The organism is Pseudomonas mediterranea CFBP 5447 (assembly GCF_000774145.1).
GTDB lineage: Bacteria > Pseudomonadota > Gammaproteobacteria > Pseudomonadales > Pseudomonadaceae > Aquipseudomonas > Aquipseudomonas mediterranea.
Window position 1 is genome coordinate 1,238,713 of the sequence record NZ_KN322987.1, and the last position, 12,881, is coordinate 1,251,593.

Sequence of the window (12,881 nt, forward strand, 5' to 3'; positions counted from 1 at the left end):
GCCGCGAGCATAGCGATTTTTCTTATAACCGCCCTATAACGTTGTGATCTATCTTTATGCCTTTTCCTGAAAAACCTACTGAACCGGCAAAAAATTGAGAAACAGCAGGCTCTGGGCGTAGTTCAGCCCGATCCGCCGGTAACGCTCATCCAGCATCTGCGTCAGCAAGTCCAACCGCGCGACGATCTTCCCGAACTCCACAGCGAAACTCAGGTTGCTGCCCTCCTCCGAGATCTCGTTGGAAAACAGCAGCAGGTTGCCGTCCTTGTCCTGTCGCTGGCTGAGTATCCAGGTGGCTTTTTCGATATTGCGTGCCGCGTTGCTGACAAAGCGCGGGTCGATGGTGTCGGTCATGTAGAACTCGAGCCGATTGCCATGGGCTGTCACCAGCATGCTGCCGATTGCATAGATGAAGGCACCGACCCGATCGCCGAGGAACTCCGGGCTCATGGCGTAGCTCAGGGCCGCCAGGTCCTTCTTGCCGCCCAAGGTCGGCAAGGGTTGCTGCTGCTCGATGGCCATGCGCACCTGTTTTTCCGCGGTGCGGGCATCGAGAAAACCGGATTTGCGCAACTCCTGGGGATTACGCAGGTAAAGCTTGCTCATCAACAGGTAGAGGCTTTGCAGGTTGTCGTGCATCGACAACGTGGCCATGCGGTCGACGCTGGTCTGCAAGAACTCCTGGGGCCTGGCGTTGCTGAACTGAGTGACCATGTCCTGACCCTGCTGGTGACTGCAACCACCACTGAGCAATATCAACGCCCCCCCCAACAGCGCGGGACAGCGACGTCGCAACACCATCAAACAGTAGGAAACACCGGCCATTGAATCTCGATCTGGGCAAGGGGAAGCGGTGGGAGTCGCCGCTTCCTGGCCATGGATAGAGCGACAAAAAACCTGAAAGTGCAGTCCTGCCTGCCGCGCCTGACGCTTGGGCAAGACTCGCCTCGCTTAATTAGTATTACTTTTTAATTGATAAATTTCGATTTTTGGCTATAAATCCCTTCTCAACCCTTAAATAGATAGACTACTGAACAGAAAAACCTTCACCGCTGTCCGACCAAGTAACCGACTCGACCCGCGTTCAAAACAACAACAAAACCACAAGAAGGAAGGTCTACCATGCTTGAACCCAGACATCTGCTCACGGCCCTCGGAGTGTCTCTGATGATCGCCACTTCTGCCTCCCAGGCCGCCGGCCTGACCAATGAACGCGCTGCGTTCGGCAAGACCGACGACGGCACCGCGGTGGAAAAATATGTGCTGCGCAACAGCCATGGCATGGAGGCCACCGTCATCACTTACGGCGGGATCCTCCAGTCGTTGATCGTGCCGGACAAACACGGCAAGGCCGCCGATGTGGTACTCGGCTTCGATGATGTCCAGGGCTATCAGAAAAACGGCAACGTGTATTTCGGCGCAACCATCGGCCGCTTCGGCAACCGTCTGGCCGACGGAGCATTCGAACTGGACGGCAAGCGCTACCAGGTCCCCCAGAATGACCATGGCAACTCGCTGCACGGCGGACCGCAAGGGTTCGACAAACGCGTCTGGAAAGCCGTGCCTCATAACGGCAAGGACTCGGTGGGCGTGACCCTGACCTACCTGTCGGCGGACGGCGAGATGGGCTTCCCGGGTGCGCTGACGACCGATGTCACCTACAGCCTCACCGAGCAGAACGAGCTGCGCATCGACTACAAGGCCACCACCGACAAACCCACGGTGCTGAACCTGACCAACCACAGCTATTTCAACCTCGCGGGCGCCGGCAACGGCGACATCCTGAAACAGGTCGCCACCCTGTACGCCTCCCACTACACCCCTGTGACCGCCAAACTCATCCCCACCGGCGAACTGGCGCCCGTGGCCGGCACACCCATGGACTTCACCAAGCCCACCGCATTCGGTACCCACATCAAGGCCGACCACCCGCAACTCAAGTTCGCCGAACCGAAACAGGGTGGCTTCGATTTCAACTGGGTACTGGACACCCAGGGCGACGTGAGCAAACCGGCCGCCGATGTCTACGACCCGCAGTCGGGACGCCGCTTGCAGCTCTACACCACCGAGCCCGGTGTACAGCTCTATACCAGCAACTTCCTCGACGGCACCGTCAAGGGCAAGCAGGGCAAGGTCTATCCGCACTGGAGCGCATTCACCCTGGAGACCCAGCATTTCCCCGACTCGCCAAACCAGCCGAAATTCCCATCCACGCGGCTTGATCCGGGACAGACCTACACCCAGACCATGGTGCTGAAGTTCTCCGCGAAATAACCCCTCCCTACCTGATCGCTCCCACACTGTCCGGCTGAAGTGTGGGAGCGAGCCTGCTCGCGATGACGGTGTATCCGTCGACATCAATGCCGATTGACCCACCGCTATCGCGAGCAGGCTCGCTCCCACAGGGAACGGCGCAGACCTCCCCGTCGATCGACCTGAACACTTGGTCTATCCTGCTGCCACACCTCTGACGTTCAAGCACACAGGAGACAGGCATGAGGACTCTGGAGTTGGCCGGCGTTTCCGTACCCGTGATCGGCCAAGGCACCTGGCACATGGGTGAGGAACCGTCCGCCCGCAAGAAAGAAGTTGCCGCCCTGCGCCAGGGCATCGAACTGGGCATGACCCTGATCGATACGGCGGAAATGTACGCCGAAGGCGGTGCCGAGGCGGTCGTGGGCGAGGCGATCACCGGCCTGCGGGACCAAGTGTTCCTGGTCAGCAAGGTCTACCCCCATAACGCCAGCCGCAAAGGCATTCCACTGGCCTGCGAACGCAGCCTGCGGCGACTCGACACCGACTACATCGACTTGTACCTGCTGCACTGGCGCGGCCAATACCCGCTTGAAGAAACCGTCGAAGCCTTCGAACGCCTGCGCGAAGAAGGCAAGATCGGCCGCTGGGGTGTATCGAACTTTGATGTGGAGGATCTTGAAGAACTGGCTTCACCGACCTGCGCCACCAACCAGGTGCTGTACAACCTGCAGGAGCGGGGTATCGAATTCGACCTGCTGCCCTGGTGTCGGCAGCGCTCCATGCCAATCATGGCCTACTGCCCGGTCGGCCAGGGCGGGCATCTGCTCAAGGATCACACCCTGCGGGAGATCGCCGAGCGCCACGGTGCGACGCCGGCACAGATTGCACTGGCCTGGTTGTTGCGCCAGGACAATGTCGTCGCCATTCCCAAGGCGGTGCAACCGGAGCATGTGCGCTTGAACGCCGAAGCGGCGAACCTGCAACTGGCGCCCCAGGACCTGGCAGCCCTCGACCTGATCTTTCCACAGCCCCAGGACAAGCAGCGATTGGCAATGGTGTGACGCTCCGCTGCCCGGTCGGCAACACCACTGAGCGACAGGCTCAATGTGCCGAGAATGAAGCCCAACTGCACGGCGTTGGTCAGCCAGCCGATGTCAGTGGACGTGGCGTTCCAGGCTCGCATCAGCTCTTCGGCGGTACTGTTGGCACTGAACCACAGCGAAAGGTTCACAGTACATCCCCTGTGGGAGCGAGCCTGCTCGCGATGGCGGCAAACCAGGCAACACTTTCGTCGACGGATACATCGCCATCGCTAGCAGGCTCGCTCCCACAGAGACAGCACCGGCAGGCATCAGCCCGCGGCAAGCCCGGCCAGCCAGCGGCTATCCCGTGGCGATGGCCGGCGATGCAAGCGCTGGTCCAGCAGAACCCTGGCTTTCTTCACCTCGCCGGCCCGCATCAACGCCACCAGCAACGCGTCCTGGACGATTTCGCGCTGGGCGCCACTGCCCCCCAGGCGCACGACATCATGGGCCACCGGCTCGAGGATCTGCGCACAATCAGCATAGCGCCCCTGGGCGAATGCCTGCACCGCATGACAGAGGGCCGGGACCACCGCCCCTGCACGCAGGTTGCCATCGCGCACCAATTCACTCAGCGCATTGGCCCGCTGCTCGAGGGCGTGCTCATCGCCGGTGGCGGCGGCGAGGATAGCCATGTGGAAATCGGCGAAGGGGAAGCCCGGTTGCTGGAAGTAACTGGACGCATAGCGGGCCGCCTCGTCCCACAAGCCGGCCGGCACTTCGTGCCCGTAGGCCTGCAAGCGCCACAGGAATGAAGCGCTGTCGCTGACCACGTTGATCGGTACGCCGGTGGACACCGAAGGCGCCACCTGTTCGGTATAGACAGCGAGTGCGGTTTCGGTATCGCCGCGCTCCAGCGCCACCAGGGCGCCGTGCCAGGCGATATGACCGTGCAGGATGCCGCTGCGGTCGTAACCGGGCAGCCAGTCGCGGATGATCCCGGCCGCTTCGTCGTTGGCCCCGGACTCATGGAGCACGTGGGCTACCGCGTGCACCGCGTTGACATTGTCGCGGCGAAGTTCCAGTGCCCGTTGGGTCAGTTCACGGCCGAGGGCGACATCACCGTTCTCGCCATGGGCCCAGCCGCGATAGGTGAGAAACCACCAGTCGTTTTCCGGGAAATGACGCGCGTGACGCTCACACAGCTCCACCCGGGCCTGGTCATGGTCAGCCATGCCGGAGAATGCGAACAGTCCGAACGCACCCAGCGGCAGCGACAGGACCACGATGTCCAGGGGCCAGCGATCCGTATGCTGCAAGGCGCCGGCCAGGGCCTTGGCCGGTTGGCCATTGATAGCGAACCAGAGCACCTGCACATGGCTTCGCTCGCGCTCGGTACCGTTGGCCTGCGCCAGTTCCAGCGCCTTGGCGATCCTGGCCTTGGCTTCGCTGATTTCGGCACGCACCGCGTGCAAGCGGGCACGGGCAGCATGGGCCAGGGCGAAATCCGGATCGGCTGAAATGGCTTCCTCGAGGGTTTCAGCTGCGCCAGGCCACAGGGAAAGCAACAGGTCCACCCCCGTGCGATAACGCTCGGCGGCGACGTTGGACGTGGTCGAAAGGGGCAGACTGTAACGGTCGAGGCAGGTCATCGGACGCAGGTCTCCTGAGGGTTCCGGTTCAAACGAATGAGGAACATTAGACTTCAAACGCTGCTGGCAGACTTTCGACTAACTGCCACATCATGTAGAACAGAAGACAGCCGTGCCGCCAACATGAATAAAACCCCAGGCCTTCATGAAAATGTCTCGGGTGCTGGACCTGAGAGGGCTCGATTTCTATTTGGCGGCGGTCTCGAACAACCAATCGCGAAAAGCCTTCAACCCGGCTGACCGGAGAGTACAGGGGCTGGCGAGACGTACTCCAACACCTTACCTTCTGCCCGAGATCAACCATGAAGTGGGACACCATCGAAGCCCCCCACGGCCTCACACCCCCCGCGCCCTTGAAGGTACGCGCCCAGTCCATCCCTGCGCGGCATAGCTTTCCCGAGCATGCCCATGACTGGCACCAGATGGTCTATGCGATTTCCGGCGTGCTGACGGTCAATACGCACTCCGGTTCCTTCGTGATCTCGCCGGAACAGGCCGCCTGGCTGCCGACCGGACTCAGTCACAAGGTCGGCTCGATGTTCGGTGCGGAGTTTCGCAGCCTGTGGATCAGCCATCGCATCCCGTCCGGCCTGCCTGGCGACCACCCCACGTTGTTCGGCGTGTCGCCCTTGCTCAGGGCGCTGATCATCGAAGCGGCCCGGATAGAAAATGAAGAAGACAATGACGGCTATGCCGGTCGCATCACGCAACTGATCCTCGACCAACTGCGTCGTACCACCCCCATCTCCACCGCCCTGCCCTGGCCCCGTAATCAAGCATTGGTGACGCTGTGCGAAGCCCTGTATGCCGACCCGGCGGATCCGACGGAAATGGACAGCTGGGCTCGGAAACTGGGAATGTCCGAGCGAACGCTGGCGCGCCATTTTGTCAACGAAACAGGGATGAGCCTGCGTACCTGGCGCAGGCGACTGCGTCTGTTCAGAGCCATCGAATTGCTCGGTGATGGCCTGGACGTGACCCGCACGGCCCTGGAGCTGGGCTACGGTTCCACCTCCGCGTTCGTCTATGCGTTTCGCCAGGAACTGGGGAGCAGCCCGCAGACATACATGCGCGGGGAATCGGTGACGGCGCCCCTCGGGCGAATCAAGTCGCCTTCCTCGACATTGCCCGGGAGCAACGTCCCACCCATTGAAGCTCAGACGACGCTCGAACCCATCGTCAGCACCATGCGAAATTTCACCTCGCCGGACTTCACCTTCTGATAGCCCTCCCAATCGGCAACTGCAGGCCCGGCCGGTTAACCTGCACGGCCTTGTAGGTGTTCCTTGTCATTTCTTTCAGAACAACCCCATCTGCCCACCCACCAAGGTCAGGAAATCATCCCCCACGAACGGCAGGATCGCATCCGCCACCGGCTGCAGCTGTTTGCTCACGTAGTGGTCGTAGTCGATGGCGGCGCTGCGGGTTTCCAGGGGCTCGGGACCGGCGACGGTGATGACGTAGCTGATCCAGCCACCGTTCTGGTATTGCCGCGGGCGGCCCTGGCGCTGGTTGAACTCGTCGGCAATCCGCGCCGCTCGCACGTGGGGCGGGACATTGCGCTCGTAGTCATCCAGCGGTCGACGCAGGCGCTTGCGGTAGACCAGTCGCTCATCGAACGTCCCGGCCAGGGTCTGGTGGACGTAGTCGCGCACGTAATCCTGGTAAGGCTTGCGATGGAAGATACGCTCGTACAATTCCTGCTGAAATTGCCGGGCCAGCGGTGACCAGTCGGTGCGCACCGCCTCCAGCCCCTTGTAGACGATTTCGTCGCTGCCGTCGGCACGGGTGACCAGCCCGGCGTAGCGTTTCTTGCTGCCCTCCTCGGCGCCGCGAATCGTCGGCATCAGGAAACGCTTGAAGTGGGTTTCGAATTGCAGCTCCAACGCGCTCTGCAACCCGAACGTCTCATGCACGTATTCGCGCCACCACTGATTGACGTACGCCACCAATTCACGGCCGATGCTGGCGGCCTCTTCCTGGCCATGGGCCCGGCGCAGCCAGACGAAGGTGGAGTCGGTATCGCCATAGATCACCACATGCCCCCGGGCTTCGATCAACTGCCGGGTCTGCTGCATGATCTGGTGGCCGCGCAAGGTGATGGATGACGCCAACCGTGGATCGAAGAAACGGCAGCCGCTGGAGCCGAGGACGCCGTAGAAGGCGTTCATGATGATCTTCAAGGCCTGGGACAACGGCGCGTTGTGTTCGCGCTTGGCGGTTTCCCGGCCTTCGGCAACCCGCGCCACGATGGACGGCAGGCAATGGCGGGTGCGCGAGAACCGTGCGCCGCGAAAGCCCGGCACCGACTCGCTATCGTCAGGGTGGCGCAGGCCTTCGATCAGGCCCACCGGGTCGATGAGAAAGGTTCGGATGATCGACGGATACAGGCTCTTGTAGTCCAGCACCAGGACCGATTCGTAGAGCCCGGGCTGGGAGTCCATGACAAAACCGCCCGGGCTGGCCTGGGGCGGGCGCAGGCCAAGATTCGGTGCGACGAACCCCTGGCGGTGCATCAGCGGCATGTACAGGTGCGTGAAGGCCGCCACCGAACCGCCGCTGCGGTCCGCCGGCAGGCCGGTCACGCTGGCCCGTTCCAGCAGGAACTTGAGCAGTTCGGTCTTGGCGAAGATCCGCGTCACCAGCTCGCAGTCCTTGAGGTTGTAGCGAGCCAGGGCCGGCTTGTCCTCGGCGAACATGCGGTTGATCTCGTCCATACGCTGGTAAGGGGTGCCGATGGCCTTGCCCTCCCCCAACAGCGTCTGGGCGACGTTTTCCAGGCTGAACGAAGGGAAGCTCCAGGTGGCCGAACGCAGGGACTCAATGCCGTCGATGATCAACCGACCGGCCGCCGAGGCAAAAAAGTGGTTGTTACGCGCACCGTGTTCGCGCCACTGCATCTCCTCCCCACCTCGCCCCAGGCGCAACGGCACAGCCAGACGCCGGGCATGTTCGTGCAGTACGCGCAGATCGAACTGCACCAGGTTCCAGCCGATGATCGCGTCGGGGTCGAAACGGGCAAACCAGTCGTTGAGTCTCTTCAGCAGCAGCGTGCGGGAATCACAGTAGTCGAGCTGGAAATCCACGCCGCTATCGTCGCCGTTGGGTGGGCCGAGCATGTACACCTGGCGTTCGCCGCAGCCTTCCAGGGCGATGGAATACAGTTCGCCCTGGGCCGTGGTCTCGATGTCCAGGGACACCAGGCGCAACGCCGGACGGTAGTCGGGAGCCGGTTTCATCTGGGCGTCCAGCACCAGGCCGTCGGCGCCCGGCGTACCACCGAACCAGACCGGCGCGGTGATGAAGCGCTCCATCAGGTAGCGCTCAGGTGGCCGGATATCGGCCTCGAACACTTCCACGCCCGCACGCCGCAAGGTCGTGTCCAGGCGCATCAGTTGGGCGTGCTGGCGGCAATACAGGCCCAGCACCGGTCTGTGCTCGAAATCCAGCAGGTCAAGGGGGCGCAGTTCGATGTCCTTCTCCCCCTGCAGCAGGGCTTCGACCTGGCCACGCAGGAGCTGCGGCACGAACGCCACCGACGGTTGCACCGCCAGCCGCACACGCCGGGGCCCGGCGTCCGTCGCCAGCCAGAATTCCACTTCGGTGCCCGCCGGCGTATCGCGCCAATGCCGGGTCAGGACGAAGCCCTGCTGTAAATCCACCGCGGTGACCTCGAAACTTGGGTGAGGGGGGTAATTCTACCGCCATCTCCCGGGCAAACATTGAACCTGTGGCGAGGGGATTTATCCCCGCTGGGCTGCGAAGCCCCCCTGAATCCTGACACGTCGGTGCATCAGACAGATTAAGTTGACTGTCTTGGGGCTGCTTCGCACCCCAGCGGGGATAAATCCCCTCGCCACAGGGTGTATGGCGAAAAATCGAGATAAATTCGCTGCCATGGCGTTTTTGGACGACTGGCCGCCGTTTTACCGCTTGCCCTGCGCCGCCGGGTCTACGATTCTTTAACAACACCTGCAAAAACACCCCCGAGGCCCCTCCCAATGAAAACCGTCGCGCAGTTGCTCCGGATGAAGGACGAGAAGAACCAGCATGTGCACACCATTTCACCGGACGACATGGTGTTGCAGGCCCTGATGCGCATGGCCGAGAAAAACGTCGGCGCCTTGTTGGTGGTGAAGAACGATGAAGTGCTGGGGATCATCAGCGAGCGCGACTATGCGCGCAAGATGGTCTTGCATGGCCGCTCCTCGGTGGGCACCAAGGTCAGCGATATCATGGTATCCCCCGTGATCACCATCGATCCGCACCAGACCGTCGAAACCTGCCTGAGCATCATGACCGAAAAGCACCTGCGGCACTTGCCAGTGGTGGATGACGGCAAACTCGTCGGCCTGTTGTCCATCGGTGACCTGGTCAAGGAAGCCATTGCCGAACAGGCGAACCTGATCCAACAACTGGAGCAATACATTCGCGGCGAATGATCGGCCCGCCAGGTTGCTCATTCCCAACCCACTTCTATATTGAAGGGGTTGTCCCTGCCCGAGCACCCTGATGGCCGACACCGAGCGACTGATCATTTGCGAACATTGCGATGCGGTGTACGAGCCGGTGGAGCTCGTCCCGCATCAAAAAGCCTCGTGCGTGCGATGTGGCGCGGTGATCCAGCGCTATAACGGCCTGACCATCGAAAAACGCCTGGCCTTGAGCGTGACGGCGGCGGTGTTGTGGGCCTTCGCCAACGTCTACCCGGTGATGAGTATCCGTTTCCAGGGCCTGAGCAACAGCGCCACCCTGTGGGACTCCATCGTCGCCCTGAGCCAAGGGCCCATCACCTTCATCGCCCTGGTGGCCGCGGTGGCGATCATCGTCGCACCGGTCCTTCAGCTGGTGCTGCTGCTCTGGGTGCTCGGCCATGCCTACGCCAACCGCCGTGCGCCGGGGTTCAACCTGTGCATGCGCAGCCTGGAAACCCTACGACCCTGGAGCATGCTGGAGGTCTGCCTGCTCGGTGCCTTGGTGGCGGTAATCAAACTTGCCGGAATGCTCGACGTATTGCCGGGCATCGGTCTGTTCGCCCTGGCGGCCTTGAGCCTGCTGATGATTCGGATTGCCGGGCGCGACGTGCGCGACCTGTGGAGCAAGTTGTGAACGGAGAACCGCTGGATACCCCGCCTCAGGCCGGTGATCTGGACCTGTGCCTGTGCCATGGCTGCGGCCTGGCCTGCGACATGACCGACGAGCCCCAGACCTGCCCGCGCTGCGACGCCCCCCTGCACCGGCGCAAACCCGACGCCCTCACCCGCACCTGGGCCTACATGCTGGCCGCGCTGGTGTTCTATATCCCGGCCAACCTGCTGCCGGTGATGAATACCCGGATGCTCGGGGATGGCGCCGACAGTACGATCATCAGCGGCGTGATCGAGTTCTGGCGCAGCGGTGCCTGGGACATCGCCCTGATCATCTTCATCGCCAGCATCGCCGTGCCCGGCATCAAGTTCGTGGTACTGACGCTGCTGCTGGTCACTGTGCAACGCCGCAGCAATTGGGCCCAGCTCCAGCGGGCCAAGCTGTACCGGCTGGTAGAGGTCATCGGCTACTGGTCGATGCTCGACGTGCTGGTGGTGGCCCTGGTGGCAGCGCTGGTGAAGTTCCAGGCACTGAGCGATATCGAACCGCGGCCGGGGATCCTGTTCTTCGGACTCGTCGTCCTGCTCACCATGCTGTCGGCCATGAGTTTCGACCCACGGCTGATCTGGGACACCCCACCCTCGGAGGAGGCCATGGATGAAATCGCAAGCCACTGACGGACAGCAACCCGCGCCGGGTCGCGCCCACGTCACCCGCCGGCGCTGGTCGGTGTCGCTGGTGTGGATCGTGCCGATCATTGCGGTGCTGGTGGGCCTGTCCCTGGTGATTCACAACTGGTTGCAGGAAGGTCCGACCATCACCATTACCTTCAAGACTGGCGAAGGCCTGACCGCCAACAAGACCGCGGTGAAATACCGCAACGTGGTGATCGGCCAGGTCACGGACGTGCAGTTGAGCGACGATCAGAAGAACGTCACCGCCACGGTCAAGCTGGCCAAGAACGCCGATACGTTCACCCACGAAGACTCGGTGTTCTGGGTGGTCCGGCCGCGCATCGGCGCCGGCGGTATTTCCGGGATCGACACGCTGCTGTCCGGGGACTTCATCGGGGCCGATGCGGGGCATTCGAAAGTACGCGCCAAGTCGTTCACCGGCCTCGAGGCACCGCCGCCGATCACCTACGGCGAACCGGGCAAGCGCTTTACCCTGCACTCCCAGGACCTCGGCTCGCTGGACATCGGCTCGCCGGTGTACCTGCGCAAGATCCCGGTGGGCCAAGTGGTGTCCTACGGGCTGGACGCCGACGGCAAAGGCGTCAATATCGAGGTGTTCATCAACGCACCGAACGATGCCTATGTCACCGAGAACACCCGATTCTGGAACGTCAGCGGCGTGGACCTGAATGTCGGCGCCAATGGTTTCGCGGTCAGGACCGAATCGCTCTCGGCATTGCTGGTCGGCGGCATCGCGTTCAGGGCACCGGAATACAGCCCCAACGACACGCCGGCGGCCGAAGACAAGAACTACGAACTGTTCGCCGACCAGCAAAGCGCCCTGGCCCCGCCCAGTGGCAAGGCGCAGTACCTGGCGCTCCGTTTCGACCAGGCACTGCGCGGCTTGAAGGTCAATGCACCGGTGGAATTCCTCGGCGTGGAAGTGGGCAGGGTCGTCGCCATCAACCTGGATTTCGACGAAAAGCAACGCAGCTTTCCAGTCAATGTCGGCGTGGTGATCTATCCCCAGCGCCTGGGCAAAGCCCACGAGAAACTGCTCAAGGCGCTTAATCACGACCCGGAAGACGAAGCTGCCTCGGCCCGCCTGATCGGCAGCTTCGTCGAGCGAGGCCTGCGCGCCCAGGCCCGCAGCGGCAGTCTGCTGACCGGGCAGTTGTACATTTCCCTGGACTTCTATCCCAAGGCTGAAAAGGTCGCTTTCGATCCCAACGCCCGCCCCGTCCGTATCCCGACCATCCCCGGCAGCCTCCAGCAATTGCAGGAGCAACTGCAGTCGGTGGTCGAGCGGATCAACAAGCTGCCGCTGGAAAGCATCGCCAGCAACCTGGATGGCAACCTCGTGGAATTGCGCAAAGGCTTGAAGCAATTCAACGGCAAGACCCTGCCAGGCGTGCAGAACACCTTGCAAGACGTCAGCAAGACCCTGCAATCGGCCAACGCCACGCTGGCCGAAGACTCGCCACAGCGCGAACAGTTGACCCAGACCCTCGACGATCTCGGACGCATGTCGCGCTCGCTGCGTGAACTGTCGGACTACTTGAGCCGTCATCCCGAATCGCTGCTGCGCGGTCGTCCCAAGGATGCCTCCCTCACGTTCCCGGTGAAAGAATGACTACAGGAGCGCGCGCCATGCCGTCGATGCTGAAACTCACCCTGGTCGCCGTGGTGGTGCTGCTCGGCGCCTGTCGCAGCGATCCGATTCATTACCACACCCTGAGCCCGTTCCAACCGACGGGTAAACCACCCGCCAGCGTCGACATCCGCATCGAGCAGGTCAGCGTCCCGCCTCAGGTGGATCGTCCCCAGATGGTCATCCGCCAGGGCGCCAGCGGGCTGTCGATCCTGGAGAGCGAATGGTGGGGCGCCAGCCTGGCGGATGAGCTGCGCAGCAGCCTGGAAGAGCAACTGAGCAACCCCGGCGCACCGAAGGTGCTACTGCGGGTAGACGTACAACGCTTCGATTCGGTCCCCGGCCAGTACGCCCGCATGGACGTGCAATGGCGCCTGCGCAACCTGAGCGACGCAGCCCATGCTTTCACCTGCCGCAGTCACCTGCAGACGCCTGCCGGAAGCCCCCTCGACGAGCTGGTGCTAGCCCACCAGAACAATGTCCGGCAGCTCGTCGACCTCATCGCCCAGGCGGCCACTCGAAAAGCATGCCCATGACA

The 12,881-nt window shown here is 62.3% G+C and carries 11 protein-coding genes; 8 read left to right on the forward strand and 3 right to left on the reverse strand.

Features of this window, described 5'->3' with window-relative positions; genetic code table 11:
- Positions 1 to 75: 75 nt before the first annotated feature.
- The gene (locus N005_RS25310) at positions 76 to 801 is read right to left on the reverse strand and encodes a hypothetical protein (RefSeq protein ID WP_052126496.1); all 726 of its coding nucleotides are present in this window, start codon (positions 799 to 801) and stop codon (positions 76 to 78) included.
- A gap of 321 nt (positions 802 to 1,122) precedes the next feature.
- Here N005_RS25310 and N005_RS25315 point away from each other — a divergent pair, with 321 nt between their 5' ends.
- Positions 1,123 to 2,274, forward strand: coding sequence for an aldose epimerase family protein (locus N005_RS25315; RefSeq protein WP_047703686.1), 1,152 nt, complete (start codon positions 1,123 to 1,125; stop codon positions 2,272 to 2,274).
- Between the two features lie 221 nt (positions 2,275 to 2,495).
- Positions 2,496 to 3,317: an aldo/keto reductase gene (locus N005_RS25320; RefSeq protein WP_047703687.1), complete on the forward strand. Its 822-nt coding sequence runs from the start codon at positions 2,496 to 2,498 to the stop codon at positions 3,315 to 3,317.
- 290 nt (positions 3,318 to 3,607) lie between these two features.
- Here N005_RS25320 and N005_RS25325 read toward each other — a convergent pair whose 3' ends face one another.
- Positions 3,608 to 4,930 carry a tetratricopeptide repeat protein gene (locus N005_RS25325; RefSeq protein WP_047703688.1) on the reverse strand — a complete coding sequence of 441 codons (1,323 nt, stop codon included), beginning with the start codon at positions 4,928 to 4,930 and terminating at the stop codon, positions 3,608 to 3,610.
- Positions 4,931 to 5,232: 302 nt separating this feature from the next.
- On the opposite strand from N005_RS25325, the gene N005_RS25330 reads away from it, so the two are divergent.
- Positions 5,233 to 6,153 carry an AraC family transcriptional regulator gene (locus N005_RS25330; RefSeq protein WP_081993355.1) on the forward strand — a complete coding sequence of 307 codons (921 nt, stop codon included), beginning with the start codon at positions 5,233 to 5,235 and terminating at the stop codon, positions 6,151 to 6,153.
- Between the two features lie 75 nt (positions 6,154 to 6,228).
- Here the strand turns inward: N005_RS25330 and N005_RS25335 are convergent, their stop codons facing one another.
- The gene (locus N005_RS25335) at positions 6,229 to 8,592 is read right to left on the reverse strand and encodes a DNA polymerase II (protein ID WP_047703689.1); all 2,364 of its coding nucleotides are present in this window, start codon (positions 8,590 to 8,592) and stop codon (positions 6,229 to 6,231) included.
- A 339-nt stretch (positions 8,593 to 8,931) separates the two neighbouring features.
- Here N005_RS25335 and N005_RS25340 point away from each other — a divergent pair, with 339 nt between their 5' ends.
- From N005_RS25340 to N005_RS25360, 5 genes are all read left to right on the forward strand, one after another.
- On the forward strand, positions 8,932 to 9,372 hold the full coding sequence (locus N005_RS25340) for a CBS domain-containing protein (RefSeq protein WP_041020645.1): 441 nt from the start codon (positions 8,932 to 8,934) through the stop codon (positions 9,370 to 9,372).
- 70 nt (positions 9,373 to 9,442) lie between these two features.
- Positions 9,443 to 10,039 carry a paraquat-inducible protein A gene (locus N005_RS25345; protein WP_047703690.1) on the forward strand — a complete coding sequence of 199 codons (597 nt, stop codon included), beginning with the start codon at positions 9,443 to 9,445 and terminating at the stop codon, positions 10,037 to 10,039.
- Between the two features lie 11 nt (positions 10,040 to 10,050).
- Positions 10,051 to 10,695 carry a paraquat-inducible protein A gene (locus N005_RS25350; protein WP_047704161.1) on the forward strand — a complete coding sequence of 215 codons (645 nt, stop codon included), beginning with the start codon at positions 10,051 to 10,053 and terminating at the stop codon, positions 10,693 to 10,695.
- On the forward strand, positions 10,676 to 12,325 hold the full coding sequence (locus N005_RS25355) for a PqiB family protein (RefSeq protein ID WP_047703691.1): 1,650 nt from the start codon (positions 10,676 to 10,678) through the stop codon (positions 12,323 to 12,325). Before N005_RS25350 ends, N005_RS25355 begins: the two co-directional genes overlap by 20 nt.
- Before the next feature lie 17 nt (positions 12,326 to 12,342).
- Positions 12,343 to 12,879, forward strand: coding sequence for a PqiC family protein (locus tag N005_RS25360; protein WP_047703692.1), 537 nt, complete (start codon positions 12,343 to 12,345; stop codon positions 12,877 to 12,879).
- The last annotated feature ends 2 nt before the right edge of the window (positions 12,880 to 12,881 follow it).

What these genes read in the sequence shown, in the direction of transcription:
- N005_RS25325 (WP_047703688.1), bottom strand. Translation starts at nt 4,930, where the DNA reads ATGACCTGCCTCGACCGTTACAGTCTGCCCCTTTCGACCACGTCCAAC.
- N005_RS25355 (WP_047703691.1), top strand. Translation starts at nt 10,676, where the DNA reads ATGAAATCGCAAGCCACTGACGGACAGCAACCCGCGCCGGGTCGCGCC.
- N005_RS25310 (WP_052126496.1), bottom strand. Translation starts at nt 801, where the DNA reads ATGGTGTTGCGACGTCGCTGTCCCGCGCTGTTGGGGGGGGCGTTGATA.
- N005_RS25320 (WP_047703687.1), top strand. Translation starts at nt 2,496, where the DNA reads ATGAGGACTCTGGAGTTGGCCGGCGTTTCCGTACCCGTGATCGGCCAA.
- N005_RS25340 (WP_041020645.1), top strand. Translation starts at nt 8,932, where the DNA reads ATGAAAACCGTCGCGCAGTTGCTCCGGATGAAGGACGAGAAGAACCAG.
- N005_RS25360 (WP_047703692.1), top strand. Translation starts at nt 12,343, where the DNA reads ATGCCGTCGATGCTGAAACTCACCCTGGTCGCCGTGGTGGTGCTGCTC.
- N005_RS25315 (WP_047703686.1), top strand. Translation starts at nt 1,123, where the DNA reads ATGCTTGAACCCAGACATCTGCTCACGGCCCTCGGAGTGTCTCTGATG.
- N005_RS25330 (WP_081993355.1), top strand. Translation starts at nt 5,233, where the DNA reads ATGAAGTGGGACACCATCGAAGCCCCCCACGGCCTCACACCCCCCGCG.
- N005_RS25345 (WP_047703690.1), top strand. Translation starts at nt 9,443, where the DNA reads ATGGCCGACACCGAGCGACTGATCATTTGCGAACATTGCGATGCGGTG.